This window comes from Serratia sp. K-E0102 (assembly GCF_029962625.1).
Taxonomy (GTDB): domain Bacteria; phylum Pseudomonadota; class Gammaproteobacteria; order Enterobacterales; family Enterobacteriaceae; genus Serratia; species Serratia sarumanii.
In genome coordinates, this window is sequence record NZ_CP124754.1 from 1,119,612 (window position 1) to 1,137,750 (window position 18,139).

The 18,139-nt window shown below is 63.5% G+C and carries 15 protein-coding genes; 8 read left to right on the top strand and 7 right to left on the bottom strand.

Features of this window, described 5'->3' with window-relative positions; all coding sequences use genetic code 11:
• Positions 1-102: 102 nt before the first annotated feature.
• Positions 103-1,245, top strand: a complete 1,143-nt coding sequence (locus tag SSARUM2_RS05195) for a glycerate kinase (protein WP_060452715.1) — start codon at positions 103-105, stop codon at positions 1,243-1,245.
• 53 nt (positions 1,246-1,298) lie between these two features.
• Here the strand turns inward: SSARUM2_RS05195 and allE are convergent, their stop codons facing one another.
• The 4 genes from allE to allD all read right to left on the bottom strand — a co-directional run bounded on the left by allE (position 1,299) and on the right by allD (position 5,867).
• Positions 1,299-2,084 (bottom strand): (S)-ureidoglycine aminohydrolase, encoded by a 786-nt coding sequence (gene allE, locus SSARUM2_RS05200; RefSeq protein ID WP_033637377.1) that lies wholly within the window; start codon positions 2,082-2,084, stop codon positions 1,299-1,301.
• A gap of 57 nt (positions 2,085-2,141) precedes the next feature.
• Positions 2,142-3,401, bottom strand: coding sequence for an MFS transporter (locus SSARUM2_RS05205; protein ID WP_033653227.1), 1,260 nt, complete (start codon positions 3,399-3,401; stop codon positions 2,142-2,144).
• Complete coding sequence (gene allC / locus SSARUM2_RS05210; protein WP_060452716.1) at positions 3,398-4,645, bottom strand: allantoate deiminase; 1,248 nt, start codon at positions 4,643-4,645, stop codon at positions 3,398-3,400. The genes SSARUM2_RS05205 and allC overlap by 4 nt, the downstream gene beginning before the upstream one ends.
• Positions 4,646-4,817: 172 nt before the next feature.
• Positions 4,818-5,867: an ureidoglycolate dehydrogenase gene (allD, locus tag SSARUM2_RS05215; RefSeq protein WP_015376901.1), complete on the bottom strand. Its 1,050-nt coding sequence runs from the start codon at positions 5,865-5,867 to the stop codon at positions 4,818-4,820.
• 358 nt (positions 5,868-6,225) lie between these two features.
• Here allD and SSARUM2_RS05220 point away from each other — a divergent pair, with 358 nt between their 5' ends.
• The 5 genes from SSARUM2_RS05220 to cfa all read left to right on the top strand — a co-directional run bounded on the left by SSARUM2_RS05220 (position 6,226) and on the right by cfa (position 12,324).
• Positions 6,226-7,893 (top strand): acyl-CoA synthetase FdrA, encoded by a 1,668-nt coding sequence (locus tag SSARUM2_RS05220; RefSeq protein ID WP_060452717.1) that lies wholly within the window; start codon positions 6,226-6,228, stop codon positions 7,891-7,893.
• A gap of 9 nt (positions 7,894-7,902) precedes the next feature.
• The gene (locus SSARUM2_RS05225) at positions 7,903-9,168 is read left to right on the top strand and encodes a DUF1116 domain-containing protein (RefSeq protein ID WP_041033722.1); all 1,266 of its coding nucleotides are present in this window, start codon (positions 7,903-7,905) and stop codon (positions 9,166-9,168) included.
• 16 nt (positions 9,169-9,184) lie between these two features.
• Positions 9,185-10,054, top strand: coding sequence for a DUF2877 domain-containing protein (locus tag SSARUM2_RS05230; protein WP_060452718.1), 870 nt, complete (start codon positions 9,185-9,187; stop codon positions 10,052-10,054).
• A gap of 21 nt (positions 10,055-10,075) precedes the next feature.
• Positions 10,076-10,978 carry a carbamate kinase gene (locus SSARUM2_RS05235; RefSeq protein ID WP_060452719.1) on the top strand — a complete coding sequence of 301 codons (903 nt, stop codon included), beginning with the start codon at positions 10,076-10,078 and terminating at the stop codon, positions 10,976-10,978.
• Positions 10,979-11,172: 194 nt separating this feature from the next.
• Positions 11,173-12,324 (top strand): cyclopropane fatty acyl phospholipid synthase, encoded by a 1,152-nt coding sequence (gene cfa, locus SSARUM2_RS05240; RefSeq protein ID WP_033637384.1) that lies wholly within the window; start codon positions 11,173-11,175, stop codon positions 12,322-12,324.
• 283 nt (positions 12,325-12,607) lie between these two features.
• On the opposite strand, the gene SSARUM2_RS05245 is transcribed toward cfa, so the two are convergent.
• The 3 genes from SSARUM2_RS05245 to tesA form a co-directional block, all read right to left on the bottom strand.
• Positions 12,608-13,462 (bottom strand): co-chaperone YbbN, encoded by an 855-nt coding sequence (locus SSARUM2_RS05245; protein ID WP_033647233.1) that lies wholly within the window; start codon positions 13,460-13,462, stop codon positions 12,608-12,610.
• A gap of 77 nt (positions 13,463-13,539) precedes the next feature.
• Positions 13,540-14,316: an SDR family oxidoreductase gene (locus SSARUM2_RS05250; RefSeq protein WP_033637386.1), complete on the bottom strand. Its 777-nt coding sequence runs from the start codon at positions 14,314-14,316 to the stop codon at positions 13,540-13,542.
• A gap of 26 nt (positions 14,317-14,342) precedes the next feature.
• Positions 14,343-14,981 carry a multifunctional acyl-CoA thioesterase I/protease I/lysophospholipase L1 gene (gene tesA / locus SSARUM2_RS05255; RefSeq protein WP_185744069.1) on the bottom strand — a complete coding sequence of 213 codons (639 nt, stop codon included), beginning with the start codon at positions 14,979-14,981 and terminating at the stop codon, positions 14,343-14,345.
• On the opposite strand from tesA, the gene ybbA reads away from it, so the two are divergent.
• Positions 14,952-15,638 (top strand): putative ABC transporter ATP-binding protein YbbA, encoded by a 687-nt coding sequence (ybbA, locus tag SSARUM2_RS05260; protein ID WP_004940192.1) that lies wholly within the window; start codon positions 14,952-14,954, stop codon positions 15,636-15,638. The genes tesA and ybbA overlap by 30 nt on opposite strands.
• Positions 15,635-18,067 (top strand): putative ABC transporter permease subunit YbbP, encoded by a 2,433-nt coding sequence (ybbP, locus tag SSARUM2_RS05265; RefSeq protein WP_060439001.1) that lies wholly within the window; start codon positions 15,635-15,637, stop codon positions 18,065-18,067. Before ybbA ends, ybbP begins: the two co-directional genes overlap by 4 nt.
• Positions 18,068-18,139: the final 72 nt, after the last annotated feature.

Sequence of the window (18,139 nt, forward strand, 5' to 3'; positions counted from 1 at the left end):
TCGGCAACAGTTTTATTTTATTTCGCCATGCATTTCTCATCTGATTATTTCAGCGGGGGAAGGCATGGCCATTTTTATTTCGTCTCGAATAAAGGAGGCAGCATGAAAATTGTTATTGCACCGGATTCATTTAAAGAAAGCGTCAGCGCAGAACGGGCGGCGCGGGCGATCGCGCGCGGCTTCCACGAGGTTTATCCCGATGCCGAGTGCGTCTGCCTGCCGATCGCCGACGGCGGCGAAGGCACGGTGGACGCGCTGGTGGCCGCCACCGGCGGGCGCAAGGTGACGGTATCGGCGACGGGGCCGCTGGGGGAACGGGTGGCGGCGTTTTACGGCATCAGCGGCGACGGCAAGACGGCGGTGATCGAAATGGCGGCGGCCAGCGGATTGATGCTGACGCCGGCGGCGCGCCGTAACCCGCTGCTGGCGACCAGCTACGGCACCGGTGAACTGATCCGGCATGCGTTGGATCAGGGCATTCGCCACCTGATCCTCGGCATCGGCGGCAGCGCCACGGTGGATGGCGGCGTCGGCATGGTGCAGGCGCTGGGCGGGCGCTTCTACCGCCCGGACGGCAAGGCGCTGCCGTGGGGCGGCGGCGAGCTGGCGACGCTGAGCGGCGTCGATCTCGGCACGCTGGACGCACGCCTGCGGCAGTGCCGGATCGAGGTCGCCTGCGACGTAGACAATCCGCTGGTGGGGCCGCGCGGTGCGGCGGCGGTGTTTGGGCCGCAGAAGGGGGCGACGGCGGCGATGGTGGCGCAGTTGGAACAGGGCCTGACGCAGTATGCCGAGGTGATCCGCCAGAGCACCGGGCGCGACGTGCGGCACGTCGCCGGCGGCGGGGCGGCGGGCGGCATGGGGATCGCCTGCCAGGTGTTTCTCGGCGCAACGCTGAAGCCGGGTATCGAGATCGTGATGGCGGCGCTGGGCCTGGAGCAGGCGCTGGCGGAGGCCGATCTGCTGATCACCGGCGAAGGGCGCATCGACAGCCAAACGCTGGGCGGCAAGGCGCTGTCCGGCGTCGCCCGTCTGGCGCGGGCGCGCGGTTTGCCGGTCATCGCGCTGGCCGGCGTGGTGGAGGAAGGGGCGGAGGCGCTGCACGCGCAGGGAATAGACGCGATGTTCAGCATTCTGCCGCGCCTGAGTGCGCTGGAGATCGCGCTGTCGCAAGGGGAACTCAACCTGCAGCGCAGCGCCGCCAACGTCGCCCGCGCGATGCGCATCGGCCGGCGATTGGGATAAAAAAGAAGGCCACGCTGCGCGAGCAGGTGGCCTTGGTTTTGGCGGCGAAGCGCTTACGGCTCGACGTCGCGGTTGCAGTCCTTGGAGTAGATGTAGCTGAAGGTTTCCTGGCCCACCGCATAGCCTGCCTGCTGCACATAGGCACCCATGAAGATATAGTCGCCTTGCTTCACCGGCATCCATTCATTGTCCAGGTTGTACACGCCGGCGCCGCTGAGAATGTAGGCGCCATGCTCCTGCACGTGGGTCTCGATGTAGCCGTGGCTGGCGCCGGGGGCGAAGGAGAGGATGTGCATATTCATGTCGAAGCCCAGATCTTTCGGCAGCAGATCCTGCAGGATCACCTCGCTCATGCCTTCGTAGTGGATCTTTTCCAGGTTGGCGACGTTGTTGCTGACGACGTGCGCCTCGTAACCCTTGATGCGCTGGTAGCGGCGCTTGTAGAGGAACAGGCGGCTGGATTGGCCGCCGTTGGCGTTTTCCAGCCGCAGGGTGACGCCCGCCGGGCAGTAAAGGTAGCCGCCGGCGGTCAGCGGGTAGTCGGTGGCGTCGGCGGAAGCGGTGATGGCGCCGTCGATGACGTACACGAAGGTTTCGATCTCTTCGCCGCCAAAGCCTTTAGTGTTGCGGCCGCAGTCGTGCAGCGTTACCAGATAATCGACGAAGGTGGCGCCCAGTTTCGGCGTCGACAAGATGGTGACGTCGCAGTTTTCAAAACCGGGAATGACGTTGCGCACCAGGCCGTTCGGCGGGATCAGCGCATAGTTGCCGCGTTTGATGATGGCGCGCGTTGACAGAATGTCGGTTGGATATCCTGTTTGATTGTTGAAGTAACCCACGTTGATTCTCCTGATCGTTGAAAGGGCGCCGCGGCGGCGCCCGGTAAAAAAGCGCCGTCAGGCCTCGGTGGCCGTTCGGGTTGGCGTAGTGCGTTTCATCAAGACGTTGACGGTGAAGAAAATGGCGGTGCCCACCAGCAGGATGGCGGCGGAGATGTAAAACCCCATCACCTTGGAGCCGGTGCTGTCGGAGATCACGCCGGTCAGGAAGGGGGCGATCACCGACGAGGACATACCGAAGAAGTTGAACACGCCGAAGCTGGTGCCATAGCCTTTCTTCGGCGCGTTGTCGGCGACGAAGGAGATCATGATCGGATCGACCGCCAGCTTGCCCAGCAACCCGTACAGGATCAGGCTGATCAGCAGCATGGTGGAGTCCGGCGAAATGACGGTGCAAACCAGCATCACCGCCGCGCACAGCTCGAGGAAAATGATCAGCTGCACCTTCTTGTTGCGGAAACGGTCGGACATGCGGCTGAAGAACAGCGCGCCCGGCACCGAGGCGAACGCCACCAGGGCGGAGGAGAAGCCGATGGCCACCCCTTCAAAGCCGCGCTCTTGCTGCAGGAACGAGGGCAGCCAGGTGACTATCATGTAGTAGCCGTAGCAGGTGGCGAAGTACATCGCGTAGGCGGAGATCATGCGCAGGCTGAACAGGCCGCTGGGCTGGCCGTCCTCTTCGGGCTCGGCAGCCGTCGGCGCAACGGTCTGGCTGACGGCCGCCGCGGCTTGAGGCTGCGAGCCTTTGATGACCACGGCGAACACCAGCGTCATCACCACCAGCAGGCCGGTGATGATGAACAGCATGATCTGCCAGTTCATGTTGAAGCTTTTCACCAGCAGGCTGGAGGCGATCAGGCCGATGGCCATGCCGAGCGCCGAGCCGCTGTTGATCACCGCGGTTGCCAGGCCACGGCGTTCCAGCGGGATATTCTCCGACGACAGGGAGTAGGCCGAGCCGTAATAAGAGCCGCAGCCCATGCCCGCCAGCAGGCTGCCGGCATAGACCATGGTCAGGCTGGTGGCGTTGCCGATCAGCAGCGTGGCGATGATGAACAGGCAGAAGCCCGGGATCAGCACCACCTTCTTGCCGAATTTGTCCACCAGGATGCCCGCCGGGATCTGCATCCCGGTGTAGGCAAAGAAGTAGAAGCTGGCGATCAGCCCCATTTCCGCATTGGAGTGCGCGCCGATGGTTTGTTGGATCTCGGGGAAGATCGGCGTCAGGACGGTGCGATAGATCCAGATCACCGCCCAGCCCAGACAGAGCACGACGACGATCTTTTTCCAGTAGCGCGGGTCGATGTCGTTGCTCATGCCTCGGCCCCCTGTTCGGTGTAGGCCAGCTGATACAGCGTCTGCGCCAGGATTTTCACCCCTTCGTTCAAATCGGCGACGGCGGTTTTTTCCGCCGGGTTATGGCTGATGCCGGCGATGCTCGGTACGAACATCATCACCGTCGGCACGCGCGGGGCGAAGATTTGCGAGTCGTGTCCGGCGCCGCTGTGCATCATGCGGTAATTCAGCCGCTGCGTTTCGCACAGGCGGCTGACGCAGGCCACCAGCTGTTCGTTCATCGGGATCGGCGCTTCGTCCATCCACAGATCGATCTCGGCCTCGATGCCCATCTCGGCGCAGATGCGCTGGATATCCTGCTCGATCTCCTGCGTGAAGCGCAGCAGCGCGGCCTGATCGGTGTGGCGGCAGTCGAGGGTGAAGTGGGTGAAGCCCGGCACCACGTTGACGGTGTTCGGCTTCGGCTCCACCTTGCCGAAGGTCAGCACCAGCGGATCGCCCTCGGCGTGCGCCTTGGCGATCGATTCGCAGCAGATGCGGCTGAAGGCGTGCACGGTATCCCGGCGGTAGCTCATCGGGGTGGTGCCGGCGTGGTTGGCTTCGCCCTGCAGCCGCACGTCATAACGCCGTTGGCCAACGATGCTGGTCACCACGCCGATGGTTTTGCCTTCGGTTTCCAGCACCTTGCCCTGCTCGATATGGATCTCGACGAAGGCCGCGATGTCGCTGCGCAGCGGCTGATGCGGCGGGGGGAAATCGAAACCGGCGTCACGCATGGCGTTGACGAAGCCGACCCCCTTGGCGTCCGTAATGTGCTGCACGTCTTCCCGCCGGGCCAGGCCGACGATGTTCTTGCTTCCCCAGAACACATAAGGGAAGCGGCTGCCTTCTTCTTCCGCCAGCGCGATGACTTCCAGGCTGCGCAGCGGCGGACCGTAGGTGTCTTTGAGGTGTTTGATCGCCATGAAGGCGGCTTCGATACCGAACTGGCCGTCGAGGTTGCCGCCGTTGACCACCGTGTCGATGTGCGAACCGGAGAGAATCACCTGGTCGGGGTATTTGCTGCCCTCCAGTCGGCCGAACAGGTTGCCGACCGCATCAAAATGGGTGCTCAGCCCGGCGGCCTCGAAGGTGGTTTTCAGCGCGTGCTGCGCTTCGATCCATTCCGGGGTATAAAGCAGACGCGTCATGCCGCCGCTGGGGTCGGCGCCGATTTTCGATAACCAGCCGGAAATATCACGGATTTCTTGTTGGAAGTCTTTCATGTTTACCTGCCCGCATGTTGTGTCTCAGCGGCGATGCGGCCAGGGCGGAGGCTATTCGCCGCCGGCCGACCTATTGCGCTGAGCGCGCTGATGAAGGTTTTCTTTTTTCTCCCCGGCTCAGAAATATCAACCGCGAGCCGCGGCGTAAAAAGCCCACGATAATAAGAGTGCGTTAACTGGCGAAGGGATCTTTATGGTCGTAAGAACGCTGGTAAATAGCATTTGAAATTAAGTATTGATAAATGTCGTCGACGATTTCGATACCGTTTTTCTCGCTTTCCATTTCACGCGCATGGCTGTTCTGCCCCGGGTAAAGCACTTTGCTGACGCCCGGCGCCGGCTTAACGGCATTCAACTCTTTCATGACCTGGCTGATATTTTTACGGAACGCCGATTCGTTGGTGAAATAACCCGGATTCAGGACAATATGCAATTGGCCCAATTCCCGGCCGGCGCTGAGATCGTGATACATCGAGCTGACGTGTTTGCCGAACGGCAGGCCGAGCAAAATGCCCGACAGCACGTCGACCATCATCATCAGGCCGTAGCCTTTCGGCCCGGCGATCGGCAGCAGCCCGCTGACGGCGAACGGATCGGTGGTGTGCTTGCCCTCGGCGTCCACCGCCCAGGTGTCGGGGATGGCGGCGTTGCGCGAGCGGGCGTCCAGCACTTTGCCCCAGGCCTGCACGGTGGTGGCCATATCGAAGGTGATCAGCTCGTCGCCTTCGCCCGGCGCGGAGAAGGCGATGGGGTTGGTGCCGTAGTAGACCTCGGCGCCGCCGTACGGCACCACCATCGGATCGGACTGGCACAGCGAAATGCCGACCATGCCGGCGCGCGCCGCCTGCTGCACGAAGTAGGACAGCGCTCCACTGTGGCCGATGCGGCGCACGCCCACTACCGCCACGCCGTTCTCTTTCGCCATTTCAATGGCGCGATCCATGCTCAGCTTGGCCGCCACGTGCCCGGCGCCGTTGTCGCCGTCGAAAATGGCGCTGCAGGGGCCGGTTTTCTCAAAGGTGAAATGCGGGTGATTATTGGTGCCGCCTTTGCTGATGCGTTCGGAATAGTATTCGACCCTGACCGCACCGTGAGAATGAATGCCGCGCGCATCGGCATGAACCAGCACGTCGGCGACGATGCCGGCGTGTTCCTGGCTCAGGCCGGCGGCGTGAATTTTTTGCTGGATAAGCTGATGTAATTGTTGTTTAGAGACCTTCATATACAGTCCTTTTATCACTACGGTTTATTTAATTCGCCTCTGCGTTGTAATGTATAAATACCGGGGGGGAATAATGTGATCCAGATGCGTTTTATCCGATTGGATTAAAAATTCGTTGAATTAAATCGCCATTGTTAGAAGTTTTTTTATAAATGTTTTTTCCCTTCTGGATTAACTAATATTCAGGCGATTAAGTTATTTTTTCTAACAATGGATAAAGTGTGACCGTACTCACCTCGGGGCGCGGTTTTAATTTGTAGCTTGATAATTAACCTTTTCGCTGAATTCAATGCGTCGCCGTACCGCCGGTGCGGGAAATATTGCCGATATTATTAAATGCTGTCTTAAGGATATCACCATGATCCATGCTTTTATTAAAAAGGGGAGCTTTCAGGATTCCGTCAGCCTGATGTTGATCTCCCGCAAACTCAGTGAATCTCCCAAGGTCGAGGAAATATCCGTCATGATGGGGACACCGGCCAATAAATCCTTATTGGAGGTGACTGGTTTCTGGCACCCGCAGTTTAGCGAAGCGACGCCGAACGATATTTGCGTGGCGATCAAGGCGGAGTCCGCCGACGAGACGATCGCCGAGGAGATCGGCGCGGCGCTGGAGACGGCGCTCAAGGCGATTGCGCAGGGCAGCCAGGGCGGCAAAAAACTGCTGCGGGCGCGCAGCTGGCGCACCGCCAGGCAGAAGCTGCCCGCCGCCAATCTGGCGCTGATCTCGATCGCCGGCGAATATGCGGCGGAGCTGGCGGATAGCGCGCTGGAAGACGGCTGCAACGTGATGATGTTCTCCGACAACGTCAGCCCGGCGCAGGAAGTGGCGCTGAAAACCAAGGCGCGCGAACGCGGGCTGATCGTGATGGGGCCGGACTGCGGCACCGCCTGCATCGCCGGCGCGCCGCTGGCGTTCGCCAACGTGGCGCCCGCCGGATCTATCGGCGTAGTGGGCGCCTCCGGCACCGGCATTCAGGAGCTTATTTCGCAAATTATCCTGGCAGGCCAGGGCATCTCGCACGCCATTGGCCTCGGCGGGCGGGATTTGACGGCGGAGATCGGCGGCATCAGCGCCATCAGCGCGCTGCGCATGCTGGCGGCGGATCCGCAGAGTCTGGTGCTGGCGTTCGTGTCCAAACCGCCGGCGCCCGAGGTGCGCCAGCGGGTGATCGACGAGATGAAAGCGCTCGGTAAGCCGGTAGTGGCGCTGTTCCTCGGCGCGCAGTCCGCCGTGCGTCAGGAGGGCAACATCACGTTCGCCGCCACGCTGGATGAAGCGGCGCGGCTGGCGGCGATGCTGGGCTACGTGCAGCAACAGGCGGCGCAACAGCCCGCGGTGCCCGGCGGCAAAATCGCCGGGCTGTATGCCGGCGGCACGCTGGCGGCCGAATGCGCGATGTTGCTGGCGGAAAAACTGTCCCTGCCGGTGGATAGCGAGCACCCGCGCGGCGCCATGCTGGTGGCCGACGGCCATCGCATTATCGACATGGGCGATGACTTTTATACCCAGGGGCGACCGCACCCGATGATTGACCCGACCGCCCGCAATCAAGAAATCGCCCGCCTGGCGCAGCAGCCGCAGACCGGCGTGTTGCTGCTGGATGTGGTGATCGGCTTCGGCGCTCAGGACGATCCGGCGGCGTCGCTGGCGGCCGAGGTGGCCAACGTGCGTGCGGTGCGCGGCGCGGCCCACCCGCTGGCGGCGATCGCCACCGTCACCGGCACCGAACAGGATCCACAGCAGCGCTCGCGGCAAATCGCCACTCTGCAGGAAGCCGGCATCGCGGTGATGCCGTCGCTGCCGGCGGCGGTCGCGCTGGCGCACCAGCTGATTACCCCCGTCTTACCCGCACCTGAATGCGAACGGCCGGCCTTGCTGGACGGCGTCGCGGTGATCAACGCCGGGCTGCGCAGCTTCGCCGATGACCTGCAAACCAGCGACATTCCGGTGGTGCATTACCAGTGGGCGCCGGTGGCCGGTGGCGATCAACGATTAGCCAACATCTTGAAAAAATTAAAGTAAGGAACCGCTATGTACGCAACGATTGAGCAAGCAAACGCCGCCGTTATCGCCCGTATCCGCGAGGCGCGCCCGCACTGGCAGGATGTGGATCTGGCGCACCGTTTGATCCCGCAGCTGGCCGAAGGACGCAAGCTGCTGCACGCCGGCCCGCCGGTCACCTGGCAAGAGATGAGCGGCCCGGTGCGCGGCGCCTGCATCGGCGCCTGCCTGTTCGAAGGCTGGGCGCAGGATGAGCAGCAGGCGCTGGCGCTGCTGGAGCAGGGGGAGATCGAGTTCATCCCGTGCCACAGCGTGAGCGCGGTGGGGCCGATGGGCGGCATCACCTCGGCCCACATGCCGATGGTAGTGGTCAGGAACACCGTTCACGGCAACTACGCCTACTGCAACATGAACGAAGGCATCGGCAAGGTGATGCGCTTCGGCGCCTACGGCGAGGACGTGCAGCATCGCCTGCGCTGGATGCGCGACTCGCTGGCCCCGGTGTTGAAAGCGGTACTGGCGACGCTGGAGGAGGGGATCGATCTGACCGCGCTGATGGCGCAGGCGATCAGCATGGGGGACGAATTCCACCAGCGCAATATCGCGGCCTCGGCGCTGCTGATGCGCAGGCTGGCGCCGGAGATTAGCCTGCTGCCGCGCGATAAGGCGGAGCTGGCGCAGGTGATGCAGTTCCTCAGCATCACCGATCAGTTCTTCCTCAATCTGGCGATGGCCTACTGCAAGGCGGCGATGGACGCCGGGGCCGAGATTGAGCAGGGCACCATCGTCACGGTAATGACCCGCAACGGCAAGAACTTCGGTATCAAGATCAGCGGGATGGGCGATCGTTGGTTCACCGCCCCCGTCAATACGCCGGAAGGGCTGTTCTTCTCCGGCTTCAGCCAGGCGGACGCCAACCCGGACATCGGCGACAGCGCGATCACCGAAACCTTCGGCATTGGCGGCGCGGCGATGGTCGCGGCACCGGGCGTGACGCGCTTCGTCGGAGCTTCCGGCGGCATGAGCGCCGCCACCGACATCTCCGAGGAAATGGCGGAGATCTACCTCGAGCGCAACATGATGCTGCAGATCCCGACCTGGGACTTCCAGGGCGCCTGCCTGGGGCTGGATGCGCGGCGGGTGGTGGAAACCGGCATCACGCCGCTGATCAACACCGGCATCGCCCACCGCGAAGCCGGGGTCGGGCAAATTGGCGCCGGCACGGTGCGCGCGCCGCTCGGCTGCTTCGAGAAAGCGATCGAAGCGCTGGCCGATAAGCTCGGCATCACGGCGTAAGCGAACGGAGGGGCGTATGGACATTATCGCGTTGGCCAGCAGCCGCCATGCGACGCAAGACTACGGCGCGCTGCGCTGCGTCGGCAGCTTCAACAACGCGATCAATTTCCTGACGGAACGCGCGCGGCTGCTGACGCTGCACCGCGCCGGCAGCGGCCTGAGCCCGATGGGGTGGCAGCTCGGCGCGCGGGATTTCGATCGCGTGCGGCGTGCGGTGCCGTCCGTAGGGCGCTGCGCCTTCTCCGCCGCAGGCATCACGTTGGATGCGCTCCTGGTGCGGCCCGCCGCGGCGGCGCGGGATCTGGCGCTGACATCGCGCGCGGCCATTGCCGATCGGCCGCTGACGGCGGTATTGCAGCGCTGCACGGCGCAGTGCGGGTTACACGGCGAGCTGGGCCGATTGGTGAAGCGGCCGTTAACGCCGGAGCCGGCCGCGCTGGCGCGGGATTTTTCCCGTTGGCTGCGGGGCGACACGGTCGACTGGCGCCAGGCGCTGGGCAAGGGGCCGGGGCTGACGCCGAGCAACGACGACACCTTGCTCGGCCTGCTGCTGAGCGCGCACCTCGACAGCCGCATTCAGGTCGCCGGGCTGGCGCCGTTTTTCGCCCAGACGCCACCGCTGGACGCGCTGACCACGCTGGTGAGTGCGCACTACCTGCGTTACGCCGAACAGGGCGTGTTCGCCACGCCGCTGCATGCGTTGGCGCAGGGACTGCGGGCGCCTGAAGAGGTATCGGCGGCGGTGGAAGCGGTGCTGAGCCTGGGGCACTTTTCGGGAGCGGACACGCTGCTGGGCGTGTGGCTGGGGATGACGACGATTAACGCACTGTGCGGCGCGCGGTGTGAACACGAGGGCCGGATCGCGGATCCGGCCGGGACGGTATGATTTCAACTACGGGTGCAAACCATGAAAACCTTGGTCATTGCGTTGGGCGGCAACGCCCTGTTGCAGCGCGGAGCCGTGCTCTCTGCGGAAAATCAGTATAAGAGCATCGCCCTTATCGCCGACGCCATCGGCAAGCTGGCGCAGAAATACCGCATCGCCATCGTGCACGGCAACGGGCCGCAGGTGGGGCTGCTGGCGTTGCAGAACCTGGCGTACCGCGATGTGCCGCCCTATCCGCTGGATATTCTGGTGGCCGAAAGCCAGGGCATGATCGGCTATATGCTGGCGCAGCAGTTGAGCGCCAGCCATCCGCAGCAGCCGGTGTCCACGCTGCTGACGCGGGTGCTGGTGGATGCGCAGGATGCGGATTATCTGGCGCCGAGCAAGTTCATCGGGCCGGTGTATGCGCCGGAACAGCGGCAGGCGCTGGAGGCCAAATACGGCTGGACGCTGAAGGCGGACGGCAACTACATCCGCCGGGTGGTGCCTTCGCCGGCGCCGCAAAAGATCCTCGACATCGAGGCGATCACGCTGCTGCTGGCGCAGCGGCACATCGTGATCTGCAACGGCGGCGGCGGCATCCCGATGATCGCCGACGAGCATGGGCTGACGGGCAGCGAAGCGGTGATCGACAAAGATCTGGCGGCGGCGCTGTTGGCGGAGCAGGTGGGGGCCGATCATCTGGTGATCCTCACCGACGCCGACGCGGTGTACCAGGAGTGGGGCACGCCGCGCCAGCGCGCCATTCGGCGCGCCACCACGCAAGAGCTGGCGCCGATGGCGGTGGCGGACGGCGCCATGGGGCCGAAGATCATGGCGGTCAGCCGCTTCGTCGATCGCACCGGGCGGACGGCCCATATCGGTGGCCTGCAGGATATCGACGCGGTGCTGGCGGGCCAGGCCGGCACCTCTATTTTGCCTTAGCCGCCGTCGGTTTATCCGCGCCCGCGCTGGCGCGGATAAGTATGCCTAAATGGCATGATTTCAATAATTTTTATTCATTTCATGATGTTGCTCGCCTTGGCTAGAGTAAAAACACCCCGGTGTTTACCGTCAAAAATTTGTCATTTTTATTTGCGACTATGCTTTTTGAAATGACATTTCGGCCAAGGATTGTTATGGATTCGCTCAGTGTTGATGAACTCGCCCAGAAGAAGGATCGCTGGTATCGCATTGTGGAGGAGATGTTGGCGGAAGCCGGCGTCGCCATCAACGGCCCGCGCGCCTGGGATATCCGGGTGCACAACCCGGCGCTGTTCAAACGCATTTTGCAGGAAGGCTCGCTCGGTTTCGGCGAAGGCTATATGGACGGCTGGTGGGAGTGCGAACGGCTGGACATGCTGTTCACCCGCATTCTGCAGGCCGGCGTCGATGAGCGGCTGCCGAAAAGCCTGAGCGACATCGCGCGCATCGCCTATGCCCGGCTGTTCAACCGCCAATCGCGCAAGCGCGCCTGGCAGGTGGGCAAAGAGCACTACGACATCGGCAACGACCTGTTCCGGGCGATGCTCGATCCCTACATGCAATACTCCTGCGGTTACTGGAAAGAGGCGCAGACGCTCGAGCAGGCGCAGCAGGCCAAGCTGCGGATGATCTGCGAGAAACTGCAGCTGAAACCGGGCATGACGCTGCTGGATATCGGCTGCGGCTGGGGCGGGCTGGCGCAGTTTGCGGCGCAAAACTACGGCGTCTCGGTGCACGGCGTGACCATTTCGGCCGAGCAGCAGAAGCTGGCGCAGGCACGCTGCGCCGGGCTGGACGTCGAGATCTTGCTGCAGGATTACCGCGATCTGGATCGCCAGTTCGATCGCATCGTGTCGGTCGGCATGTTCGAGCACGTCGGGCCGAAAAACTACGAGACCTATTTCAGCGTCGCGGCGCGCAACCTGAAGCCCGACGGCCTGTTCCTGCTGCACACTATCGGTTCCAATCAGACCGATCTCAACGTCGACGCCTGGATAGACAAATACATCTTCCCCAACGGCTGCCTGCCTTCGGTGCGGCATATCGCCGAGGCCAGCGAAGGGCGTTTCGTGATGGAAGATTGGCACAACTTTGGCGCCGATTACGATCGCACGCTGATGGCCTGGCTGGAGAACTTCAAACGGGCGTGGCCAGAGTTGGCCGGCGGCTATTCCGAGCGCTTCGAACGCATGTTCACTTATTACCTGAACGCCTGCGCCGGCGCGTTCCGTTCGCGCAACATTCAGCTGTGGCAGGTGTTGTTCAGCCCGGCGGGCGTGGAAGGTGGGGTGCGGGTCTATCGCTGATATCCCCGTCATATTTCAAGCTGCATCTGTGTTGGCTGCGTTTGCGCGCCCCGGTCGCTTACTTGAGTAAGCTCCCGGGGACTTACAAACTTGCCGCCTTGATGCAACTCGAACTATTTAGGGGATACCCTTCAATATTTACTTTGGGACAACACATATACCCAATGGATTTCCAGTTGCGTCCAGGCGGCAAACGTGACAAACCCCAGGAGCTTAGATAACTAAGTGACTGGGGTTCGAACATGCAGCCAACAACGATGCGGCTGGAAAGAAGAAGGGTATATCAGTACAGCAGGGAGTACAGCTGGCGGCGATATTTAGCGGCCAGCGCGTCGCCGGTGCCGAGCGCGGCCAGAATGTCCATCAGGGTCTTGCGCGCGTTGCCGTTGGCGGCGGCCAGATCTTTCTTCAGATGCCCCATCAACAGTTCCAGCGCTTCTTCGTTACGCCCGACCTGATGCAGCTGCAGCGCCAGCTGCACCGCCAGCTCGACGTTGCCCGGCTGCTGCTGCACCTGCTGTTGCAGCTGTTGGATTTCCGGCGTGTCCGCCGCCTGCTTCAACAGTTCAATCTGCGCCACCAGGCCCTGATAGCGGGTATCGCGATCCTGCAGTGGAATGGTCGCCAGCACCGCTTCGGCGTCTTCGCTGCGGCTGAGCGCGATCTGAGTTTCGGCCAGGGTCAGGCCGATATCGCTGCGCTGTTGGCTGCTCTGCCAGGCGTCTTTCAGCAGCGGCAGCGCTTCGGCAGCGTTGCCGGCGGCCAGCAGTTCCTGCGCCTGCGCCAGTTTCAGATCTTCTTCCTTCGGCAGGAAACGCTGCAGCAAGTCGCGGATCGCTTCTTCCGGCTGCGGGCCCTGGAAGCCGTCGACCGGCTGACCGTCTTTGAACAGATAGACGGTCGGAATGGAGCGCAGCCCGAACTGGGAGGCGATCATCTGTTCGGCGTCGCAGTCCACCTTGGCCAGAATGAACTGGCCGGCGTATTCCGCCGCCAGTTTGTCGAGCACCGGCGTGAGCTGCAGGCAGTGTTGGCTGCGCTCGGACCAGAAGTAGAACAGCACCGGAATGGACATCGACTGTTCCAGCGTCTGGTGCAGGTTAGTTTCGTTAATATCAACAACAGCTTGAGCTAGCATCTTTTTTCTCTCTGATCGTGCGGAGCCATGGGGTGTAGATGGGGGCGCGCCGCCATTCTTCAACCCCGGCGGGCGAATTAAGCGTTGCTGCGCAGCAGCCAATCCAGACAGCGGCCCGGTAGAATGCGGCGCAGCACGCTCATCGCGTGCGCCAGCAGGGTCACCGGGTAGCGCAGTTTGGCGCGCGGGCTTTCCAGCGCGTGGCGCAGCTTGGGCAGAATGGCCTCCGGCGGCAGCGTCAGGCGCTTGGCGATGCCGGGGTTATGCACCGGTTTGTCGCTCTGCGTCTGATTGACGTTCTGGCTAAAGTGGGTGGAAATCGGCCCCGGTTCGATCAGGCTGACCTGAATGCCGCTGCCGTGCAGCTCCATGCGCAGCGCGTCCGACCAGGCTTCCAGCGCGAATTTGCTGGCGGCGTAGGCGCCGCGCCCGGCACTGGAGACCAGGCCCATCACCGAGCTGGTCTGGATAATGCGCCCTTCGCCGTGCGGCAACATCGCCGGCAGCAGCAACTGGGTCAACTGGTGGGTGCCGAACAGGTTGGTGGCGAACTGCCGCTCCAGCTGGCTGCGCGAGATGCCGCTGAGCGGGCCGTAAACGCCGAAGCCGCCGTTGTTGAACAGGCCATACAGGCGGCCGCCGGTCAGCGCGATCACCTCGGCGGCGGCGCGCTCGACGCTGGCGCTGTCGTCCAGATCCAGCTCGATGCCTTCCAGCCCGAGCTGGCGCATGTTTTCCACGTCCTGCGGCTTGCGGCAGGCGGCCAGCACCCGGTAGCCGCGGTTGCGCAGATCCTGCGCCGCAATCAATCCAATTCCGCTGGAGCAGCCGGTTATCAATACTGCTTTTTGCATAACTTTACCTAGTGTACGACCCTAATTTAGTTAGACTCATGTTTTACTAGCGGTTCCAGGCGCTCCGCCATCCAAGTGGCGATAAACGGCTGGGCGTCCCCATTGGGGTGCAATCCGTCATCCTGCATCCATTCCGGCTTCACCACCACCTGTTCCATATAGAACGGCAGCAGCGGAATGTTGAACTGCTTGGCCAGCGCCGGGTAGACGGCGCTGAACGCTTCGGTATAGCGGCGGCCGTAGTTCGGCGGGATGCGAATTTGCATCAGCAGCGGCTGTGCGCCGGCCTGCTGCACCCGCGTGATGATCTGGCCGAGATCGCGCTGCATGTCCGGCGCCGGGAAACCGCGCAGGCCGTCGTTGGCGCCCAGCTCGATCAGCACCCAGCGTGGCTGATGCTGTTTCAGCAGCGCGGGCAGACGCGCCAGCCCCTGTGCGGCGGTGTCGCCGCTGATGCTGGCGTTGACCAGCTGCGGCGCGCCCGGTTTTTTCTGCCACTGTTCGGCCAACAGCGTCGGCCAGGCCCGCTCGATCGGCAGGCGGTAGCCGGCGCTTAAACTGTCGCCCAAAATCAACAAGGTATCGGCGGCGACAGCGCGTAAACTGAATAATCCCAACAGCAAAAGGAAGGGAAGATGCCAGCGGAAAACGTTCTTGAAGTTCATCATCTTAGTAAACACGTTGGTCAGGGTGAGCATCAGCTCACCATCCTTACCGGAGTCGAGCTGCTTGTCAAACCCGCGCAGACGATCGCCCTGATCGGCGAATCCGGATCGGGGAAATCGACCCTGCTGGGCATTTTGGCCGGGCTGGATGACGGCAGCGAGGGCGAGGTGCGCCTGCTGGGCGAGTCGCTGACCGCGCTGGACGAAGAAGGCCGCGCCGCGCTGCGCGCCAGGAACGTCGGCTTCGTGTTTCAGTCGTTCATGCTGGTGCCGACGCTGAACGCGCTGGAAAACGTGCAGCTGCCGGCGCTGCTGCGCGGCGAGAGCGACAGGCAGAGCCGCGAGCAGGCGGTGCAACTGCTGGAACAGCTGGGATTGGGCAAACGGCTCGATCACCTGCCGGCGCAGCTGTCCGGCGGCGAGCAGCAGCGTGTGGCGCTGGCGCGCGCCTTCAGCGGCCGGCCGCGGGTGCTGTTCGCCGATGAACCGACCGGCAACCTCGATCGCCAGACCGGCGATCGCATCGCCGACCTGTTGTTCTCTCTCAACCGCGATTTTGACACCACCCTGATCCTGGTGACCCATGACGAAACCCTGGCGGCGCGTTGCCAGCGGCGGCTGCGGCTGCGTGAAGGCAAGCTGTGGGAGGAAGCATGATCTGGCGCTGGTTCTGGCGCGAATGGCGCTCGCCGTCGCTGCTGATCGTTTGGCTGGCGTTGACGCTCTCCGTGGCCTGCGTGCTGGCGCTGGGCAGCATCAGCGATCGCATGGACAAAGGGCTCAGCCAGCAGAGCCGCGATTTTATCGCCGGCGATCGGGTGCTGCGCAGCGCGCATCCGGTGCCGGAAGGCTGGCTGCTGGACGCGCAGCAGCAGGGGCTGACGCTGAGCCGCCAGCTGTCGTTCACCACCATGACCTATGCCGGCGACCGGCCGCAGCTGGCGGACGTGAAAGCCACCGATTTGGCCTATCCGCTGTATGGCAAGCTGGAAACGCGCCCGGCCAACATCAAGCCCGAACCGGGCAGCGTGCTGGTGGCGCCGCGTTTGCTGGCGCTGCTGAACGTGAAAGTGGGGGATTCGCTCGAGGTGGGCGACACCACGCTGCGCATCGCCGGTGAAATCATTCAGGAACCGGACGCCGGCTTCAACCCGTTCCAGACCGCGCCGCGCATCATGATCAACCTGGCGGACGTCGATAAGACCGGCGCGGTGCAGCCGGGCAGTCGCCTGACCTACCGCTACATGTTCGCCGGCGCCGAGCCGGATATTCAGCGTTACGAGGAGCGGCTGACGCCGCAGTTGACGCCGGATCAGCGCTGGTTCGGGCTGCAGGAGTCCGGCAGTGCGCTCGGCAAGTCGCTGCAGCGATCCCAACAGTTCCTGTTGCTGTCGGCCCTGCTGACGCTGCTGTTGTCGATCGCCGCCGTGGCGGTGGCGATGAGCCACTATTGCCGCAGCCGCTACGATCTGATCGCGGTGCTGAAAACCCTCGGCGCCGGGCGCGGCGCGCTGCGTAAACTGATCGTCGGCCAGTGGCTGGCGGTGATGGCGCTGGCGGCGGTGTGCGGCGGGGCGATCGGGCTGGCGTTCGAAGCGCTGTTGATTCGCCTGCTGAAGCCGGTGTTGCCGGCCGCGTTGCCCGCCGCCGGCGCCTGGCCGTGGCTGTGGGCGCTCGGCGCGCTGGTGCTGATTTCGCTGCTGGTCGGGCTGCGGCCGTACCGTCAGTTGCTGGCCACCCAACCGCTGCGGGTGCTGCGCCGCGATGTGGTGGCCAACGTCTGGCCGCTGCGCTACTTCCTGCCGGTGACGGCGGCGATCGTGGTGGCGCTGCTGGTGACGCTGATGGGGGCCAGCACGCTGCTGTGGGCGATCTTGGCGGGCATGGCGGTGCTGGCGTTGCTGCTGGGCGGCATCGGCTGGGGCAGCCTGCAGCTGCTGCGCCGCATCACGCTCAAGAGCCTGGCGCTGCGGCTGGCGGTCAACCGCCTGCTGCATCAGCCGTGGGTGACCATCAGCCAACTGGCGGCGTTCTCGCTGTCGTTTATGCTGCTGGCGCTGTTGCTGGTGCTGCGCGGCGATTTGCTCGACCGCTGGCAGCAACAGCTGCCGCCGGACAGCCCGAACTATTTCCTGCTCAACATGACCGAGGCGCAGGTGCCGCAGGTGAAAACCTTCCTGCAGCAGCACCAGATCAAGCCGGAAACCTATTATCCGATCGTCCGGGTGCGCCTGACCGAGATAAACCAGCAGGTGGCGACCGAGCGGGTGCATGAAGACGATCCGGGTGGCGAGGCGGTGAACCGCGAGCTGAACCTGACCTGGTTGGCCGATCTGCCGGATCACAATCCGCTGGTGGCGGGCAATTGGCCGCCGAAAACCGGTGAGGTTTCGATGGATGAAGGCATTGCCGGGCGGCTGAAGATCAAGTTGGGCGACACGCTGACCTTCAGCGGCGATACCCAGGCGTTCAGCGCCAAAGTCACCAGCCTGCGCCAGGTGGATTGGGAAAGCCTGAAGCCGAACTTTTACTTTATCTTCCCGCCGGGCGCGCTGGACGGCCAGCCGCAGACCTGGCTTACCAGCTTCCGCTACGACGGCGACGGTCAGATGCTGACCCAGCTCAACCGCCAGTTCCCGACGCTCAGCCTGATGGACATCGGCGCGATCCTGAAACAGGTCGGCGGCGTGCTGCAGCAGGTCAGTCGCGCGCTGGAGGTGATGGTGGTGCTGGTGGTGCTGTGCGGCGGCCTGCTGCTGCTGGCACAGGTGCAGGTCGGCATGCGTCAGCGCCGCCAGGAGCTGGTGGTGTATCGCACGCTGGGCGCCGGCAAACGGCTGCTGCGCCGCACGCTGTGGTGCGAGTTCGCCCTGCTGGGGCTGGTGGCGGGCATCGCGGCGGCGGTGGGCGCCGAGGCGGCGCTGTGGCTGCTGCAGAGCCGGGTGTTCGACTTCCCGTGGACGCCGACGCCGGTGCTGTGGTGGGCGTTGCCGCTGGCCAGCGCGCTGCTGCTGTCGCTGTGCGGCGGCTGGCTGGGCGTGCGCCTGCTGCGCGGCCGGGCGCTGTTCCGCAGTTATGATGGCTGATCTTGCTATCGCAGGTCCGTTGCCGCCAAGCGCGGCCGGGCCTGCCGATTTTCCGCCGCGCGTTACCGTGGC

Excerpts from the sequence above, each read along its gene's own strand:
- SSARUM2_RS05250 (WP_033637386.1), bottom strand. The coding sequence starts at position 14,316 with ATGCAAAAAGCAGTATTGATAACCGGCTGCTCCAGCGGAATTGGATTG.
- allD (WP_015376901.1), bottom strand. The coding sequence starts at position 5,867 with ATGAAGGTCTCTAAACAACAATTACATCAGCTTATCCAGCAAAAAATT.
- SSARUM2_RS05225 (WP_041033722.1), top strand. The coding sequence starts at position 7,903 with ATGTACGCAACGATTGAGCAAGCAAACGCCGCCGTTATCGCCCGTATC.
- SSARUM2_RS05195 (WP_060452715.1), top strand. The coding sequence starts at position 103 with ATGAAAATTGTTATTGCACCGGATTCATTTAAAGAAAGCGTCAGCGCA.
- SSARUM2_RS05245 (WP_033647233.1), bottom strand. The coding sequence starts at position 13,462 with ATGCTAGCTCAAGCTGTTGTTGATATTAACGAAACTAACCTGCACCAG.
- ybbA (WP_004940192.1), top strand. The coding sequence starts at position 14,952 with ATGCCAGCGGAAAACGTTCTTGAAGTTCATCATCTTAGTAAACACGTT.
- tesA (WP_185744069.1), bottom strand. The coding sequence starts at position 14,981 with ATGAACTTCAAGAACGTTTTCCGCTGGCATCTTCCCTTCCTTTTGCTG.
- SSARUM2_RS05235 (WP_060452719.1), top strand. The coding sequence starts at position 10,076 with ATGAAAACCTTGGTCATTGCGTTGGGCGGCAACGCCCTGTTGCAGCGC.
- SSARUM2_RS05205 (WP_033653227.1), bottom strand. The coding sequence starts at position 3,401 with ATGAGCAACGACATCGACCCGCGCTACTGGAAAAAGATCGTCGTCGTG.
- ybbP (WP_060439001.1), top strand. The coding sequence starts at position 15,635 with ATGATCTGGCGCTGGTTCTGGCGCGAATGGCGCTCGCCGTCGCTGCTG.
- SSARUM2_RS05220 (WP_060452717.1), top strand. The coding sequence starts at position 6,226 with ATGATCCATGCTTTTATTAAAAAGGGGAGCTTTCAGGATTCCGTCAGC.
- SSARUM2_RS05230 (WP_060452718.1), top strand. The coding sequence starts at position 9,185 with ATGGACATTATCGCGTTGGCCAGCAGCCGCCATGCGACGCAAGACTAC.
- cfa (WP_033637384.1), top strand. The coding sequence starts at position 11,173 with ATGGATTCGCTCAGTGTTGATGAACTCGCCCAGAAGAAGGATCGCTGG.
- allC (WP_060452716.1), bottom strand. The coding sequence starts at position 4,645 with ATGAAAGACTTCCAACAAGAAATCCGTGATATTTCCGGCTGGTTATCG.